Source organism: Micromonospora andamanensis (assembly GCF_016863495.1).
Classification (GTDB): Bacteria; Actinomycetota; Actinomycetes; order Mycobacteriales; family Micromonosporaceae; genus Micromonospora; species Micromonospora andamanensis.
The window spans coordinates 45,404-60,865 of the sequence record NZ_BOOZ01000010.1 but is presented as its reverse complement, the minus strand read 5'-3'; the positions used below and the strand labels follow the sequence as shown (position 1 = coordinate 60,865).

Genomic DNA, 15,462 nt, shown 5'->3' with positions numbered 1-15,462 from the left:
CCCTCTAACCTCGCGGGAAGCCGGATTCCGTGCGGTGGCAGGAGCCGTGCACTCAATGTGCTACGCAATGCACGTCGATGGCCTTAGTGCTTCAGCCATCCGCACCTTGGTTAATTATTGGCATGACGAGGTCGTCGGAAAAACTAGACCGATACGGCAAGAGGCGCAGCGCCTATCGACCTCCATCCTAAAAAACTCCAGAGTTCGAGCGCTCGCTTCAAACCCACTTCTTCTTACCACTCTTCTCCTCGTCAAGCGTTGGGTCGGCCAACTACCTCGTCGGCGTAGCGTTCTTTACGATAAGGCAATCGAAGTGCTTTTGATGACGTGGAACTCTGAGGGGCACGAACCGATTGATCCGGAAGAGGCGCTGCCTCAGCTGGCGTACGCCGCCTATAGCATGATGGATGAGGGTGCAACTCGCGTTACTTCTGACCAACTAGCTCACCTCTTTAATTCCGCCCGACGTGACTTGCCCGAAGAACTCAGTTACGCGAAAATGCCGGTGCACGAGTTTATACGCCGGGTCGAGGAACGCAGTAGCCTGATGACACTGGGTGGGTACATCGTAGACGAAGGCAAGCTGCGTCCTACCTATGAATTCAAGCACCTCACCTTTCAGGAGTATCTGGCCGCTCTCGCGATCGCTAAGGGCTGGCTTCCTGCCCGCATACGCGACGAAGACGTCCTTAGCTTGCTCGAACCTCGGCTCACTGAAGGAGGATGGGAAGAAGTCGTAACCCTTACGGCAGTTCTTAGTAGCCGGAACGCCCCGAAGATCGTACGACGGCTTATTCGATTGGTCGAGCACGCTGGCGCCGAAGCCCAGGATGCTGAGGGAGGACCGGCAAAGATGGAGGTTCCCCGACCCGAATTCATGAATCTTGTAGGCTGCCTGCGGGACGAGGCGGCAATAACTCCTGAGATGGCTGAGGAAGCCATCAAGGTTTGCTGCAGGGCGCTAGAACGCAGTGGTGCCACGCCTTCTCGTCTGCTCTTCGAGGCCCTGCATGGTGGGAGATATGACGCAAGAACACGTGAGTTGCTTATCGAGATCGCAGACTCCTCGAAAGAGCCGAACAGTCTGCTGACCGTTTGCGCCGATGGCTGGGGACAAATCTCACTCCTCGATCTTCGGGTGGCCGGGGTCAGCAAGAATAGATACGACAGGTGGGTGCTTGGTCACCTCACATCGGGTCGACGGGAGGGATTCTGCCTGGGCGCTGCATGTCTGATGCAGCTGAGCTACCGCATTTCGCCATACGGCTTCAACGTAGACAGTGAACCGGTGGGCTACTCTATGCAGGAGTCCACGCGCTATACACTCGATCTCCTCACGAACAGTATGGAACTGCAATCAATAGAGGCGCTCCTCGCATCGTGGGCCATATCCTGGGTGCTACCGAACGATTCGGTCGGAGAGGCCGAGAGAGTGGGTCTTGCTAGTCGCCTCGCCATTAGTCTTCCCGCGCTGGAAGACGCAAACCTGCAGCACTTCCACAGCTGGGCGTTGGCCAGCTGTTTCCCATTAAGCCGGCTCGACCTAAGTCGAGCAGAGCGACGATCGGTCCTCGAATATGCACGGGAGACGAGCACCTCCGGGTACGATCACTTCTTGAGCCGGGCAGCCCTGCTAATTCTCGCATATACCGGCAACGCGCGGGATCGCGACAAGGCCATTCGCCGTGCTCGGGCGCTCATTAAGAACGAACGGACGTTCCGCAAGGACCTGCTCCATCTTGTTGCCTCTGCACCTCGCCGGGCCTGACGCTTCGGTGGCTTCAGCGCTTCCTGGCGGTACTGCGACAAAGCACCGAATGCATCGTCACCGGGCGACATCCGCTCGCAGAGCCAAGCGTGGCTGCAGTGCTTGACGACACCGGACGCCAGTGGATGACACACGGTGATGCTGCGTACCTGCGTTCGGGACGACGAGGTCTGGCTGTACAGCCATCCGTACAGCCAAGCCGTCGACGGACCCAGCCCGGGACCGGCGGTGGGCGACAAGGCGAGCAGGCCAGCGGCAGTCACAGACGTTGGCCGACAGGAGTCTTGATCTTTGCAAGCAAGAGGTTGCGCGCTTGCGGCCCGCCTTGCGGGCGGCCTCCGGCCGTCCTCGGACGTCCGCAGCGCCGCGCAGAGTATGTGCAATGATCTTGGCCTGCAGTGCCGGTGGGAACCACGGGCGTGCAGGTTATGGCCAAAGTGGCGAGCCTGTCTCAGCCGCCTTCCTAAACCGTGTGTCGCAGGTTCGAATCCTGCCAGGGGCACCAGTCACCGCCTTGACAGGCCGCGCAGTGGAAGTGACGGCGATCACATCGGGTCGAGACCCGATCCGGCGGGTCCTGTCGTCTTACCGGGTGTGAGAACAGGTATGGACGCTGCTGACGAGGGTGAACTCGTACGCCGAGTGGCTCGTGGCGATCGGCGGGCGTTCGACGAGCTCTACAGGCGTACGGCGCCCTGGCTTGAGGTGCGCCTGCGCCGCCGGTGCGCCGACCCGGACATGGTCGCCGAAGTTCTGCAGGACACGTACCTCACCGTCTGGCGGGCTGCGGGCAGTTTCGCGGGTGTGTCGGCGGCAGACGGGGGCGCGCAGGGGAGTGCGGTGGGTTGGTTGTGGACCATCGCCGCCCACCGTCTGGTCGACGCGTTCCGTCGCCGGGCGCGCCGGGCCCGGGTGCCGCAGGTGCAGCTCATGCCGGACACGGCCCCGGCGGCCGAGGACGAGGTGATGGCCGCCCGGATCGGCCAGGAGTTGGAGCAGGCCCTGCTGGTCCTGCCGCCCGAGGTGCGGGCGGCCCTGCGGGCCACGGTGCTCGACGGGCTGTCCATGCGGGAAGCGTCGGTGCTGCTGGGCGTACCGGAGAACACAGTCAAGTCCCGTGTCCACCGCGCCCGGATCGCCCTGCGGGAGGCCCTGTCATGACGACCACACATCCGACGATGTCCCAGATCGAGCGGTACGCCGCCGGGGATCCCGGCCTCGACGAGCCGAGCGTCTGGGCGATCGAGGTGCACCTTGAGGGCTGCGCGGACTGTCGTGCCCGGCTGGCCGGTGCCACCACCGCCGACACCCGGAGCCTGATCGAGCGGGTCGCGATGGGCCTGGACCGGGAGATCGCCGCCATGCCGGTTCCCGCCGGCCGGAGCCGGCCCTGGTCGGTGCTGCGTCACCGCTGGTACGTCGGCACCCTGGCGCCGTGGCTTGTCATGACCGCCACGGTGCTCGCCTCCGCGGTGCTGCTCGGTGAGCTGTGGGCCGGGCGGCCTTCGCTGGTGCTGCTGATCGCACCGCTGGCGCCGTTGCCCGGCGTGGCGGTCGCCTGGCACCGCCGCGCCGATCCGGCCTGGGAACTGATCGCCGCCACTCCCGCCGCCGGGCTGACGGCGCTGCTGCGGCGTACGGCGGCGGTGCTGGCCTTCGTCATCCCCGCGCTCGCCGTGGCGGGTGCCCGTACGGGGGCGTCACTCGCGCTGATGCTGCTGCCGTGCCTGACCTTCACCGCCGCCACGCTGCTGCTGGGGACGCTCGTCGGGGTACGCCGGGCCGCGATCGGACTGATCGCGATCTGGACGCTCGTCGTGATCGCTCCGAGTCTGGCCGCAGCTCGGCTCCCGGTGGTCCTGGCGGCGGACAGTGCCGGCAGTTGGGCGCTTGCCACGGTGCTGCTTACCGTCATGGCCCTCCTGCGGGTCAACGGATTCCGGCGGCTCTCCCACCACGGCTAGGAACTTCCGCCACGACCAGGCAGCTCCGACCGGCGAACGGGACGGTGTCGCTGCCGCGCTGACAGTCACCGAAGGAGACGATGATGATGCGTGCCGTGAGTGCGGCCGAGACGGCCGTCACCACCCATCCCTGGGCGGTCCACGCGGAGGGTCTGCGGGTCCGGGCGGGGCGGCATCTAGCCGTCGACGGCCTTGATCTGAGCCTCACCGCCGGGGTGCACGGGCTGCTCGGCCCGAACGGGGCGGGGAAGACCACGCTGATGCGGGCACTGGCGACAGTCCTGCCCCCCGCCGCAGGGCGGTTGACGCTGCTCGGGCGCTCGGTCGACGGCCGGTCCGAGCTGCGTTCGGTCCGGCGCACCCTCGGTTATCTGCCGCAGCATTTCGGCTTCTATCCACGGTTCACGGTGCGCGAGTTCGTCGGGTACATGGCCTGGCTGAAGGAGATGCCGAAGGCCGCTGTCGCGGCGGCCGTGCAACGGTCCATCGACCGGGTCGGGCTGACCGCAAAGGCCGACGCCCGGCTGAAGACCCTCTCCGGTGGCATGCTGCGCCGGGCCGGCATCGCGCAGGCCATCGTCAACGATCCGCAGCTCCTGCTGCTCGACGAGCCGACCGTCGGTCTGGACCCGGAACAGCGGCTCGACTTCCGGGAACTGTTGCGTGACCTCGGCACCGACAGTTGCGTGCTGGTCTCCACCCATCTGGTGGAGGATGTGGTGGCGGCCTGCACCGACGTGATCGTGCTCAATGAGGGTCGGCTGGTGTGGCAGGGCACTCCCGAGGGTCTGTCCGGGCAGGGCGACCAGGGTGACGCCGGCGACAGCCGGGCCGAACGCGGCTACTCCGCAGTCCTCCGTCGGCACCGTGCGGAGGCTGCCCGATGAGCATCCTGGGGATCGAACTGCGCCGTTCCGCAGCGCTCGGTGCGGGACTGATCACGGCGGTGGTCGGGGTCGGTGCCCTCTATGTGGCCACCGGCCGGTGGTCGAGTGGCTGGATGGCACTTGCCCTCACCATCCGGGAGTACCTGCTCCTGATGTGGCCGCTGGCCCTGGCCGCCGGGGCCTGGCAGGGCCGCCGGGAGCACCGGGCGAAGGTGGGCGAGCTGTTCGCCACCACGGCCCGGCCCCGTGCCCAGCGGATGCTGCCGATCCTCGGCGCGACGGCCATCACCCTGGCGGTCGCCTACCTGCTGGTGACCGGGGCGGGCATCGGCTGGATCGTCTCCACCGCACAGCACCTGCCGCTGCTGAACTTCGCAGTGGTCACGGGTGTCGGTGCGTTGTCCCTGGTCGGCGCGGCGTGGCTCGGCCTGGGCATCGGGCGCCTGCTTCCCGCCCTGGTGACCGCCCCGGCGCTGGCGGTGGCCGGCGTCCTGCTGATCTTCCTCAGCGCCATCCGGCTCCCGGACTGGTTGGCTGCGGCGATCTCCCCGGTCCACGGCACGGTTCCGTTCCACGCCTACCAGACGATCGACAACCGGGTCAGCGGCGCGCTCGCGATCTCGATGGCCGCACTCGCCGCCGCCGGCCTGCTGCTGTTCGTGGCCGATGGCTGGCGTGCCCGTACGGCGGCGCTGGTGCCGGTGGCGCTCGGGCTGGTCGTGGCGACCGCTGTCGTCCCTCGGGACGAAGGCGTGCTCAACTGGCCTGTCGACCCGGTCGCGCGGGAACTCGTGTGTACCGACGACACACCGACGGTGTGCGTCAGCCGGGTCAACGCCAACGTGCTCGACGCGCTGACCCCGCTGGCCCGGGAGGGCCTGACGGCGCTGGCGAAGCTGCCGGACGCGCCGAGCGCCGTGCACGAGGACACCCGCACGCTCATGGCTGCCGACGTCAGCTCGGCTGAGGACGGCGTCGTCAGGATCACGGTACGAATCGACAGACGTGGCGGGCTCGCCCACCCGGCCGCAGTGGTTCCCGAGATTGTCAGGGGACTCGGAGTCGGATACGACGGACGGTGCCAGAACCGCGACGAGGTGGTCGAACGGGCGGCAGCCTACTGGCTTCTGGGCCGCGAGCCGCAGTCGGACGTCGGCGTGATCCCCGGGATGATCGAAGAGGACCCTGAGATCAACGCTGGGGCGGTAGCGCTGTGGCAGGGACTGCGCGAACTGCCCGACGACGAGGCGCTGGCCCGCGTCACGGCGGTCCGCGATGCCGTTCGGGCCTGCGCCGACGTCACGGGCATCCTGTCCGGGAGGGCCCGGTGACTGGGACGATGCTGTACCTGCGCTCACGGCGGGTACCGCTGGCCCTGGTTGCGGCGGTCGGTGGCGCGGCGGTGGTGTGGGCGCTGTGCCTGGCTTTCGCCGAGGAGCGGGACATCACTGTGCTGGTGGTCGTGATGACGGTCCTGCTGATGGTCGCGGCGCTGTCGCCCACCCTCGCCGGTCCCGACGAGAATCTGGACCGGACCGCGTCGATGCGGTGGCCGTGGTGGCGGGCGGCGCACCTGATCGCCGCTCTGCTGGTCGTCCTCGCGGTTCTGCTCGTCACCCGGCAGACCGGGGCCCGGTTCGGGCCGGCCGCGCTCGTGGTCCGCGACGCCGCCGGCCTGCTGGGGCTGACCGCCCTGTGCGCCTCGGTGGTGGGTGCCGCCAGGTCGTGGTTCCTGCCGCTGGGCTGGACCGTTGTCGCGGCCATGTATCCCCAGCAGGGTGTCTGGGGTGCTACGGCGACCTGGCAGGGACAGCCGCCCGGGAGTGATGCCGCCATGCTGACGGCCGGGGTGCTCGCGCTCGGCGGGTTGATCGCCTACTCGATCGCCGGTCCGGCCCGCCGTGCGGCGTCCGAGTAGGTCCGGTGACCGTGGTGCCGCCCGCCGCCCGCCGCCCGCCGCCCGCCGCCCGCCGCCCGCCGCCCGCCGCCCCCTGAGTCCGGGACGGCGGGTCGCCCCGGCGGGGCTGACCGGAGCGGGATCAGCTCGTGGGTAGCTGGGTGGCGGCGGTCACCACCTTGTCGATCAGACCGTAGTCACGGGCCTCCTCGGCGGTGAACCAGCGGTCCCGGTCCCAGTCTTGCTGGATCTCGTCCAGGGTCCGTCCGCTGTGCTGGGCGATCAGCTCCTGCATCGTCCGCTTCACGTGCAGCATGTTCTCGGCCTGGATGGTGATGTCGGCGGCGGTGCCGCCCATGCCGCCGGAGGGCTGGTGCATCAGGATCCGGGTGTGCGGCAACGCCCACCGCTTGCCGGCCGCACCGGCGCAGAGGAGGAACTGGCCCATCGAGCCGGCGAGCCCGAGGGCCAGGGTCGCCACGTCGTTGCGGACGAAGCGCATGGTGTCGTAGACCGCCATGCCGGCGCTCACCGAGCCACCGGGCGAGTTGATGTAGAGGGTGATGTCCCGCTCCGGGTCCTCGGCGGCGAGCAGCAGGATCTGTGCACAGATCCGGTTGGCGATCTCGTCGTTCACCTCGCTGCCGAGGAAGACGATCCGCTCCCGCAACAGTCGTTCGAACACCTGGTCGCCGAAGGTCCGCTGGCCGTCGTCGAGCATCGTGATCATGGTCAACCTCCACCCGCCGGCGGCGACGTCGAGCGCTCGGGAACCGGCTCCCTTGAGCCTGCGGCACGGGTGCGGTCCCCAACGAGCCGTTCTGCCCCGGGCAGATCCGCCCACGGCAGAACGACGGAGACAGCCGCCGATCCGGGCCGTCCGGTCAGGCCCGGGGCACCTTCCTCGTCAGCCTGACGTCAGGCTGACCTGAAGGTTTCTGTGTGACATCGAGGCTCGGGAGGCAACAACGCCGGGGTGACCGCCGACGGTGGCCCGAACGGTCGCCGCCCGTCGGGCGGCTCGCCTACGTGCCCCGGCCCGGTGCCGCGGGCCGACGGACGAACGGCCGGGCGAACTGCGACGGAGCAGTGGCCCTCGGGCGACGAGGTGGACCGGGCCGATCGGATCGGCGAAGGCGACGACCCTGATCCCGCCGCTCAGCCGACCGCCGCTCAGCCCACCGCCGGTTGGGCCGGCGGTGCCGAACTGCCCGCCCGAGTGGGGCCAGGCCCGGTAGGGGTCGTTGCCGCCCAACCCTGCCGTCAGGTCCGAGGCGAAGCCGAAACCGACGGCGTTGAGGCGGGTGACGGGCTGGGCTGATCCGTCCGTACCGCGACCAGCGGGCGTGGCCGCAGGGTCGCCGGGCCGGGTGGCCGGGACACGACCGGCCGGGCCCGTGGCGGGCAGTCGGCGTTCGACCCGCCGGAGCTCGTCGCGGACCTCCTCCAGCAGATCCGAGAGATGCAGGCCGAGCGCCCGACAGATCGCCGCGAGGACCTCGGAGGACGCCTCCTTGCGTCCGCGTTCCACCTCGGAGAGGTACGGCACGGAGACTCCGGCGGCCCGGGCGACCTCCCGCAACGTGCGGCCCTGGTGCTGGCGCTCGCGGCGCAGCACCGCGCCGATCACCCGTCTCAGCAACGACATGTGGGCCTCACTCTCGCCGCTCCCTGCGCTGACCGTCCCATCATGCCCGTCCGCCGGCCCGCTCGCCGTACCGTGTCCGTTGAAACGGCACCCCGCCGTGCGGTTCCTGGATCAGCGGCTATGTTGTGGACGTGCAGGCGACCGAGGCGGGGCAGGTCCCCCGTTGATCCACTTTCCGGCGCAGCGGCGAGGCCCGCTCAGCGCGCTGAGCATCCGGCTGGCCGCCGCCCTCGGGTTGGTACTCGCCGTGGTCGTGGTGGTCTACCTCGAACGGGAGCAGTACCGCGACAACAACGGTGACGGCCTGACGCTGCTTGACTGCTTCTACTACGCGGTGGTCTCCCTCTCGACCACCGGGTACGGCGACATCGTGCCGGTGAGCCAGCAAGCCCGGCTGGTAAACATCCTGTTCATCACCCCGGCCCGGGTGCTGTTCCTGATCATCCTGGTCGGTACCACCCTCGAGGTCCTGACCGAGCAGTACCGGACCGGCCGTCGCCTGCACCGGTGGGAGAGAAAAGTGAAGGACCACGTCATCATCTGCGGCTACGGCACCAAGGGGCGTAGCGCGATCTCGGCCCTGATGGAGAACGGGCTGGACAAGTCCCGGATCGTGGTGGTGGAACGGGCCGGCCCGGCGCTGCGTCAGGCAACGTCGAACGGGCTTGTCGCCATCGAGGGTTCGGCGACCCGATCCTCGGTGCTCAACCAGGCCCACGTACGCACCGCCAAGGCGGTGATCATCGCGACCGACAGCGACGACGCGTCGGTGCTCGTGGCGTTGACCGTACGCCAGCTCACCGCCGGTCAGGTCCGGATCATCGCCGCGGCCCGGGAGGCGGAGAACGCCCCGCTGCTCAAGCAGAGCGGCGCGCACCACGTGATCGTCTCCTCGGCGACCGCCGGCCGGCTGCTGGGCCTGTCGACGTCGGCGCCGCCGCTCATCGACGTGGTGGAGGATCTGCTCACCCCGGGTCAGGGCATGGCGCTGGCCATGCGCTCCGCCGAGCGCAACGAGGTCGGCAGGTCGCCCCGGGAGCTCGACACCCTGGTCATCGCGCTGGTCCGGCGGGGCAAGGTGGTCACCCTGGCGGACCGGGCCGGTGCGGTCATCGAGACCGGGGACATGCTCGTGCACGTACGTGACGACCGTCCCACCGCGAACACCCTGCCCTGAGCGACGGGAGGCGACCACCGGGGCTGAAAGATCGACCGGGCCGCCCCCGAGGGAACGGCCCGGTCGTCGTCGCGGTCGCGGTACGGTCAGCCGACGATGGTCCAGGTGTCGCCGCTGCCCAGCAGCCCAGCGAGCTGCTGTTCCGGGGTCTCGCTGACGGTGGCCCGGGCATCGGCCAACTGCCCCTGCACGACGCTGTCGTACGACGGGCGGCGCACCGAGCGGAACACGCCGATCGGGGTGTTCCGTAGGTCGAAGCCGGGCAGCCGGGACAGCGCGAACGCGTATGCCGGGTCGGCCACCGTGGCATCGTGCACCACGATCTCCTCCGCCGGGGTCGACGCGGTCTCGCGTACCTCCAGGCCGAACCCGCCGGGCGGGTGGACGACGCAGAACTGCCCGTCCTTGCCGAACGTGATCGGCTGGCCGTGCTCCAGCCGGATCAGGTAGTCGTCGCGGGTGCCCGGCTCCTTGAGCTGCTCGAACGCCCCGTCGTTGAAGATGTTGCAGTTCTGGTAGATCTCCACGAAGGCCGAGCCCTCGTGCTCGGCGGCGGCGCGCAGCACCGACTGGAGGTGCTTGCGGTCGGAGTCGATGGTCCGACCGACGAAGGTGGCCTCCGCGCCGAGCGCCAACGACAGCGGGTTGAACGGCGCGTCCGCCGACCCGACGGGCGTCGACTTGGTGATCTTGCCGACCTCGGAGGTGGGGCTGTACTGCCCCTTGGTCAGGCCGTAGATCCGGTTGTTGAACAACAGGATCTTGAGGTTGACGTTACGGCGCAACGCGTGGATCAGGTGGTTGCCGCCGATGGAGAGGGCGTCGCCGTCACCTGTCACCACCCACACCGACAGGTCCGGCCGGGAGACCGACAGGCCGGTGGCGATCGCCGGTGCCCGCCCGTGAATCGAGTGCATCCCGTAGGTGTTCATGTAGTACGGGAAGCGCGACGAGCAGCCGATCCCGGAGACGAAGACGATGTTCTCCCGGGGGATGTTCAGCTCCGGCATGAACTGCTGCACGGCGGCGAGGATCGCGTAGTCGCCGCAGCCGGGGCACCAGCGCACCTCCTGGTCGGACTTGAAGTCCTTGGCGGTGAGCTTGAGGGCGACGGGCTCAGACATTCTTCAGGACCTCTTCCAGCATCGTCTCCAGCTCGGCGGCGGTGAACGGCAGACCGCGGACCTGGTTGTAGCCGATGGCGTCGACCAGGTAGCGACCCCGGATTACGTGGGCGAGCTGGCCGAGGTTCATCTCGGGGATGACCACCCGGTCGTAGGAGCGCAGCACCGCGCCGAGGTTGGCCGGCATCGGGGCCAGGTGTCGCAGGTGCGCCTGCGCGACTGGCAGGCCACGCTGGCGCAGGGCGCGGCAGGCGGCGCCGATCGGGCCGTACGTCGAACCCCAACCGAGCACCAGCACCCGGGCGTCGCCGTCCGGGTCCTCCACCTCCACGTCCGGCACCGGAATCGTCTCGATCCGGGCCGCCCGGGTCCGCACCATGTAGTCGTGGTTGGCCGGGTCGTACGAGATGTCGCCGGTCTTGTCGGCCTTCTCCAGCCCACCGATGCGGTGCTCCAGGCCCGGGGTGCCCGGCACGGCCCACGGCCGGGCCAGGGTCTGCGGATCGCGCAGGTACGGCAGGAAGGTGGTGCCGTCCTCGCCGTTGGGCGCGGTGGCGAACTCGACCCGCAGGTCGGGCAGGGAATCCACCTCGGGCAGCAGCCACGGCTCGGAGCCGTTGGCGACGTAGTTGTCCGACAGCAGGATCACCGGGGTGCGGTAGGTGAGCGCGATCCGCGCCGCCTCCAGCGCGGCGTGGAAGCAGTCGGACGGGGACTTCGGCGCGACCACCGCCACCGGCGCCTCGCCGTGCCGGCCGAACAACGCCATGTTCAGGTCGGCCTGCTCGGTCTTGGTCGGCATGCCCGTCGACGGGCCGGCCCGCTGCACGTCCACGATCACCAGCGGCAGCTCCAGGGCCACCGCGAGGGAGATGGTCTCGCCCTTGAGCGCCACGCCGGGGCCACTCGTGGTGGTCACGCCGAGCGCGCCGCCGTACGAGGCGCCGAGCGCCGCGCCGATCGCGGCGATCTCGTCCTCGGCCTGCATGGTGGTGACGCCGAACCGCTTGTGCTTGCTCAACTCGTGCAGGATGTCGGAGGCCGGCGTGATCGGGTACGCGCCGAGGAAGACCGGCAGGCCGGAGCGGACACCCGCGGCGACGAGGCCGAGCGACAGCGCGGCGTTGCCGGTGATGTTGCGGTAGGTGCCCGGCGGCATCTTGGCCGGCTTCACCTCGTAGCGGACGGCGAAGTCCTCGGTGGTCTCACCGAAGTTCCAGCCGGCCTTGAACGCCGCCACGTTCGCCGCGACCAGCTCGGGCCGCTTGGCGAACTTGCGCTCCAGGAACCGCAGGGTGGAGTCGTACGGCCGGGAGTACATCCAGCTCAGTAGGCCGAGGGCGAACATGTTCTTGGCCCGTTCGGCGTCCTTCTTGGACACGTCCAGCTCGGCCAGCGCGCCGATGGTCATCGAGGTCAGCGCGACCGGGTGCACCGCGTACCCGGCGAGCGTGTCGTCGTCGAGCGGGCTGCTCGCGTAGCCGACCTTGGCCAGGTTCCGCCGGGTGAACTCGTCGGTGTTGACGATGATGTCGGCGCCCCGGGGCAGGTCGGCGAGGTTCGCCTTGAGCGCCGCCGGGTTCATCGCGACGAGCACGTTCGGCGCGTCGCCGGGGGTGAGGATGTCGTAGTCGGCGAAATGCACCTGGAAGCTCGACACGCCCGGCAGGGTGCCGGCGGGAGCCCGGATCTCGGCGGGGAAGTTGGGCAGCGTGGAGATGTCGTTGCCCAGTTGGGCGGTCTCGGAGGTGAACCGGTCCCCGGTCAGCTGCATGCCGTCGCCGGAGTCGCCGGCGAACCGGATGACCACCCGTTCCAGCTGGCGGATCTGCTTGCTCACGGCCGCACCTCACTTTGTGGCGCGCCGTGGCGCGGCTGGCTGAACTGGATGGTGACCTCGCCTTGCCCGGCCACGAGACCTCCTTGACGCGCCGCTGCACCGGCCGTCCGCGAACGTCCGGCCCGCCTGTCCTTCCCTCACCGAGAGCCTACGTCGAATCAGTGAGGCACCCTGCCCGGAGGTCCGCCGACTGGGATCGAAACGTGAGGGTTTATGTGGTCACTTGCGGTGTTTCGCCAGGGCCGCCGTAATCCATATCACCGCACGTCCCAGCCAGGTCGGTCGTGTGTCCGGGCCGGTCGCCGGGCGCGGAACCAGATCCCACTGTCCGATTCCGGCGCGCCGCCGGTCGGGCCCGCCGCCTCGGCCGGCAGCGCCGCTCCGGTCGCCTGCCCGCCACCGGCCCCCGGCGCTCTGGCCCGACGCCGCCGCATCGCCGTGACCAGCCCGGCGGCGAGGAGCAACAGCAGCACCGACACGGTGATCGGCAGCACTGCCGCGCGATGCCCTGACGTCGGTCCGCCGGGTGCCCCGGCCGGGCGCAGGCCCGGCGACGTCACTGACGCGGCTGGCGGCGCGCCTACGGGCAGTTCCGGTGACGCGGTGATCCGGAAGCTGAGCTGCATCCGCCGGTCGGCACCGTGGCGCGGATCGAGCAGGCCGATCACCGCTCCGGACAGCGGCGCGGCACGTAACGCCGTCGCCATCGCCGTCACCGGCAGGCGCACCTCGTCGGTACGCCCCGCCGGCACCGTGCCGAGGTCGCAGCGGGTACGCGTCGCCGCCACGGCGACGCAGCCGGACGGTGGCGCGGTCACCGTCACCCCGGCGGGCAGCAGCACGTCGACCCGGCCGGTGGCGTCGGCCCGACCGGTGTTGCCGAGCCGGACGAGCAGGCCCTCGCTGGCGCCCTCGGCGTCGAAGGCGACCTCCTCGGCCGACATGGTGATTCCGGGTGCCGGTGGACCCGGCGGGAAGAGCACGGCGAAGCCTTCGTCGTCACGTGCGGTACCGGCCGGGCCGGTGGCCGTCACCCGCACGGAGCCGGCCAGCGGCATCTGCCGCCAGGCGTCGCCGTCAACCCGGATGCGCAGGCGGGTGCTGAACTGCGCGCCGGGTGCCGTGGTCCACTGCCCGCAGCGGTACTCGCGCCGCCCGGCGGTGGCGCAGCCGTCCGTACCGGCGTCGGTGAGCCCGGCCGGCAGGGTGTAGGCGAGCCGGACACCGGCGCTGGCGGTGCCGGTGTTGGCGACTGTCACGCGCAGGGTGGCCACCGTGCCGGCGACGTTCCAGTAGCCAACCGGCAGCGTGAGGTCACCTGTGGTGACAGTGACTCCGGCCGAGACGGGTGGCGCGATCGTGGGCGCGGGCGGCCGGGAGGGCGGGGAGTACGTGGGCCGGGGCGGTGCGCCGGTCGCGGCCGGCGGACCGCTGCTCGGGACCGGTCCGCCGGTGGTGGCACCCGGGGTGGGCGTGGTCGACGGTGACGCCGGTGCGCTCGTCTCGACCGGCGGCTCCACAGTGGGTGGGGGTGAGGTGGGCTCGGGTTCACCTGTCGGCTCCGCCGGTGGACTGTCCGGCACCGGCTCGGCGGCCCGGTGCGCCGTCGGCGCGGCCACCACCGCCCCGGGCGCCACCACCGCTCCGGCGGCCACCAGCAGGCCGAGGGCGCACGCGGACGCCAGGGTGCGGCGCCAGGCGCGTCGTCCGGGCAGGCGGCCCATTGCTCCTCCGGTGCTGGTGGTGGTCCCCATGGTGGGCACAAGTTGTCCTGAGACACTAGTCCCAGGTGAAAAGAAGTTCGCGACGCGGCGGTGGTCCGTCGGGGGACGGTAGGCTGACCGACCGTGACCGGTTACCTGGGCTCGTACGCGACGCTCGGGCTGTTGCTGCTCGCGGGCGTGCTCTTCCTCGTCGTCGCGTTCACCGCCAACCGGATCCTGCGCCCCGCCCGCCCGGCCGACCCGCCCGGCAAGCGCGCCAGCTACGAGTGTGGCCTCGACCCGGTGGGTGGCGACTGGGCGCAGATGCAGATCCGCTACTACGTCTACGCGTACCTCTACGTGCTGTTCGCGGTCGAGGCGGTGTTCCTCTTCCCCTGGGCCGTGGTCTTCGACAGGCCCGGGTTCGGGCTGGTCACCGTGGTCGAGATGGCGATCTTCGTGGGTGTCCTCGCGCTCGGCCTGCTCTACGCCTGGCGGCGCGACATCCTGCGCTGGACCTGACCGCCCCCGGCCCGGCGACAGCTCAGGCGAGGCCGCGCCGGCTGAGCGTGGGTGGGCGATCTCCCCGGACGGACGCGACCATGTCCAGCAGCCGGCGGGTGGGGCGGACCTGGTGGGCGCGGAAGACCCGGGCACCCAGCCACGCGGAGACCGCCGTCGCGGCGAGCGTTCCCTCCAACCGTTCGGCGACCGGCAGGTCCAGCGCCTCGCCGATGAAATCCTTGTTCGACAGGGCCACCAGCACCGGCCAGCCGGTCGCGGTCAGCTCGCCCAGCCGCCGGGTGATCTCCAGTGAGTGGCGGGTGTTCTTGCCGAAGTCGTGGGCCGGGTCGATCAGGATCCCGTCGGGGCGTACGCCCAGGGACACCGCACGGTCGGCGAGCCCGGTCACCGTCGTGACCACGTCCGCCACGACATCGTCGAAGGCCGCCCGGTGCGGCCTGGTACGCGGGCTGAGCCCGCCCGCGTGCGAGCAGACCAGCCCGACGCCGGTTTGGGCCGCCACCCGGGCCAGCGCCGGATCCGCCCCCGACCAGGTGTCGTTGAGCAGGTCCGCGCCGGCCGCCACGGCCTCCACCGCTACCTCGGCGCGCCAGGTGTCGATCGAGATGACGACCTCCGGGAAGGCCGCCCGTACCGCGGCGATGGTGCCCACCGTGCGACGGATCTCCTCGGCGACGTCGACCTCGGCGCCCGGCCCGGCCTTCACCCCACCGATGTCGACGATGTCCGCGCCCTCGTCCACCGCCCGTTCCACCGCCCGCAGCGCGCTGTCGGCCTGAAAGGTCGCGCCCCGGTCGAAGAACGAATCCGGAGTGCGGTTGACGATCGCCATCACCACAAGCTCGTCGGGACCGAACCGCCGAGCCCCGAGCCGCAGCACTCCGGCCACGCCACCTCCCACATCGCCGTACGCCGCCGGCCGATCACGC

14 protein-coding genes are annotated in these 15,462 nt (G+C 70.0%); 8 read left to right on the top strand and 6 right to left on the bottom strand.

Annotated elements, in window-relative coordinates; translation table 11 throughout:
* The 6 genes from Van01_RS11260 to Van01_RS11235 all read left to right on the top strand — a co-directional run.
* The coding region (locus Van01_RS11260) for an NACHT domain-containing protein (RefSeq protein ID WP_204005454.1) at positions 1-1,768 on the top strand (1,768 nt) is incomplete at its 5' end.
* A 606-nt stretch (positions 1,769-2,374) separates the two neighbouring features.
* Positions 2,375-2,929, top strand: a complete 555-nt coding sequence (locus Van01_RS11255) for an RNA polymerase sigma factor (RefSeq protein ID WP_204005452.1) — start codon at positions 2,375-2,377, stop codon at positions 2,927-2,929.
* Positions 2,926-3,732, top strand: a complete 807-nt coding sequence (locus Van01_RS11250; protein ID WP_204005450.1) for a cupin domain-containing protein — start codon at positions 2,926-2,928, stop codon at positions 3,730-3,732. The genes Van01_RS11255 and Van01_RS11250 overlap by 4 nt, the downstream gene beginning before the upstream one ends.
* An 83-nt stretch (positions 3,733-3,815) precedes the next feature.
* Positions 3,816-4,619, top strand: a complete 804-nt coding sequence (locus Van01_RS11245) for an ABC transporter ATP-binding protein (protein WP_373306234.1) — start codon at positions 3,816-3,818, stop codon at positions 4,617-4,619.
* Complete coding sequence (locus Van01_RS11240) at positions 4,616-5,950, top strand: hypothetical protein (protein ID WP_204005448.1); 1,335 nt, start codon at positions 4,616-4,618, stop codon at positions 5,948-5,950. Before Van01_RS11245 ends, Van01_RS11240 begins: the two co-directional genes overlap by 4 nt.
* Complete coding sequence (locus tag Van01_RS11235; protein ID WP_239098997.1) at positions 5,947-6,537, top strand: hypothetical protein; 591 nt, start codon at positions 5,947-5,949, stop codon at positions 6,535-6,537. Before Van01_RS11240 ends, Van01_RS11235 begins: the two co-directional genes overlap by 4 nt.
* Before the next feature lie 121 nt (positions 6,538-6,658).
* Here the strand turns inward: Van01_RS11235 and Van01_RS11230 are convergent, their stop codons facing one another.
* Both Van01_RS11230 and Van01_RS11225 read right to left on the bottom strand, forming a co-directional pair.
* A complete protein-coding gene (locus Van01_RS11230) occupies positions 6,659-7,246 on the bottom strand; it encodes a ClpP family protease (RefSeq protein ID WP_099847697.1) in 588 nt (195 codons plus the stop codon).
* 177 nt (positions 7,247-7,423) lie between these two features.
* Entirely contained in the window at positions 7,424-8,164 is a 741-nt protein-coding gene (locus tag Van01_RS11225; RefSeq protein WP_204005445.1) for a helix-turn-helix domain-containing protein, read from the bottom strand.
* 163 nt (positions 8,165-8,327) lie between these two features.
* Between Van01_RS11225 and Van01_RS11220 the strand changes: the two genes are divergently transcribed.
* A complete protein-coding gene (locus tag Van01_RS11220; RefSeq protein ID WP_204005443.1) occupies positions 8,328-9,341 on the top strand; it encodes a potassium channel family protein in 1,014 nt (337 codons plus the stop codon).
* An 86-nt stretch (positions 9,342-9,427) separates the two neighbouring features.
* On the opposite strand, the gene Van01_RS11215 is transcribed toward Van01_RS11220, so the two are convergent.
* The 3 genes from Van01_RS11215 to Van01_RS11205 all read right to left on the bottom strand — a co-directional run bounded on the left by Van01_RS11215 (position 9,428) and on the right by Van01_RS11205 (position 14,059).
* Positions 9,428-10,465 carry a 2-oxoacid:ferredoxin oxidoreductase subunit beta gene (locus tag Van01_RS11215; RefSeq protein WP_204005441.1) on the bottom strand — a complete coding sequence of 346 codons (1,038 nt, stop codon included), beginning with the start codon at positions 10,463-10,465 and terminating at the stop codon, positions 9,428-9,430.
* Positions 10,458-12,305 (bottom strand): 2-oxoacid:acceptor oxidoreductase subunit alpha, encoded by a 1,848-nt coding sequence (locus Van01_RS11210; RefSeq protein WP_204005439.1) that lies wholly within the window; start codon positions 12,303-12,305, stop codon positions 10,458-10,460. The genes Van01_RS11215 and Van01_RS11210 overlap by 8 nt, the downstream gene beginning before the upstream one ends.
* A 257-nt stretch (positions 12,306-12,562) precedes the next feature.
* Positions 12,563-14,059 carry a hypothetical protein gene (locus Van01_RS11205; protein ID WP_373306237.1) on the bottom strand — a complete coding sequence of 499 codons (1,497 nt, stop codon included), beginning with the start codon at positions 14,057-14,059 and terminating at the stop codon, positions 12,563-12,565.
* 93 nt (positions 14,060-14,152) lie between these two features.
* Between Van01_RS11205 and ndhC the strand changes: the two genes are divergently transcribed.
* Positions 14,153-14,530 carry an NADH-quinone oxidoreductase subunit A gene (gene ndhC, locus Van01_RS11200; protein WP_204005434.1) on the top strand — a complete coding sequence of 126 codons (378 nt, stop codon included), beginning with the start codon at positions 14,153-14,155 and terminating at the stop codon, positions 14,528-14,530.
* 22 nt (positions 14,531-14,552) lie between these two features.
* Here ndhC and folP read toward each other — a convergent pair whose 3' ends face one another.
* Positions 14,553-15,422: a dihydropteroate synthase gene (gene folP, locus Van01_RS11195; RefSeq protein ID WP_204005432.1), complete on the bottom strand. Its 870-nt coding sequence runs from the start codon at positions 15,420-15,422 to the stop codon at positions 14,553-14,555.
* Between the last annotated feature and the right edge of the window lie 40 nt (positions 15,423-15,462).

What these genes read in the sequence shown, in the direction of transcription:
- Van01_RS11255 (WP_204005452.1), top strand. Translation starts at nt 2,375, where the DNA reads ATGGACGCTGCTGACGAGGGTGAACTCGTACGCCGAGTGGCTCGTGGC.
- Van01_RS11250 (WP_204005450.1), top strand. Translation starts at nt 2,926, where the DNA reads ATGACGACCACACATCCGACGATGTCCCAGATCGAGCGGTACGCCGCC.
- Van01_RS11245 (WP_373306234.1), top strand. Translation starts at nt 3,816, where the DNA reads ATGATGCGTGCCGTGAGTGCGGCCGAGACGGCCGTCACCACCCATCCC.
- Van01_RS11240 (WP_204005448.1), top strand. Translation starts at nt 4,616, where the DNA reads ATGAGCATCCTGGGGATCGAACTGCGCCGTTCCGCAGCGCTCGGTGCG.
- Van01_RS11230 (WP_099847697.1), bottom strand. Translation starts at nt 7,246, where the DNA reads ATGATCACGATGCTCGACGACGGCCAGCGGACCTTCGGCGACCAGGTG.
- Van01_RS11225 (WP_204005445.1), bottom strand. Translation starts at nt 8,164, where the DNA reads ATGTCGTTGCTGAGACGGGTGATCGGCGCGGTGCTGCGCCGCGAGCGC.
- Van01_RS11215 (WP_204005441.1), bottom strand. Translation starts at nt 10,465, where the DNA reads ATGTCTGAGCCCGTCGCCCTCAAGCTCACCGCCAAGGACTTCAAGTCC.
- Van01_RS11205 (WP_373306237.1), bottom strand. Translation starts at nt 14,059, where the DNA reads ATGGGGACCACCACCAGCACCGGAGGAGCAATGGGCCGCCTGCCCGGA.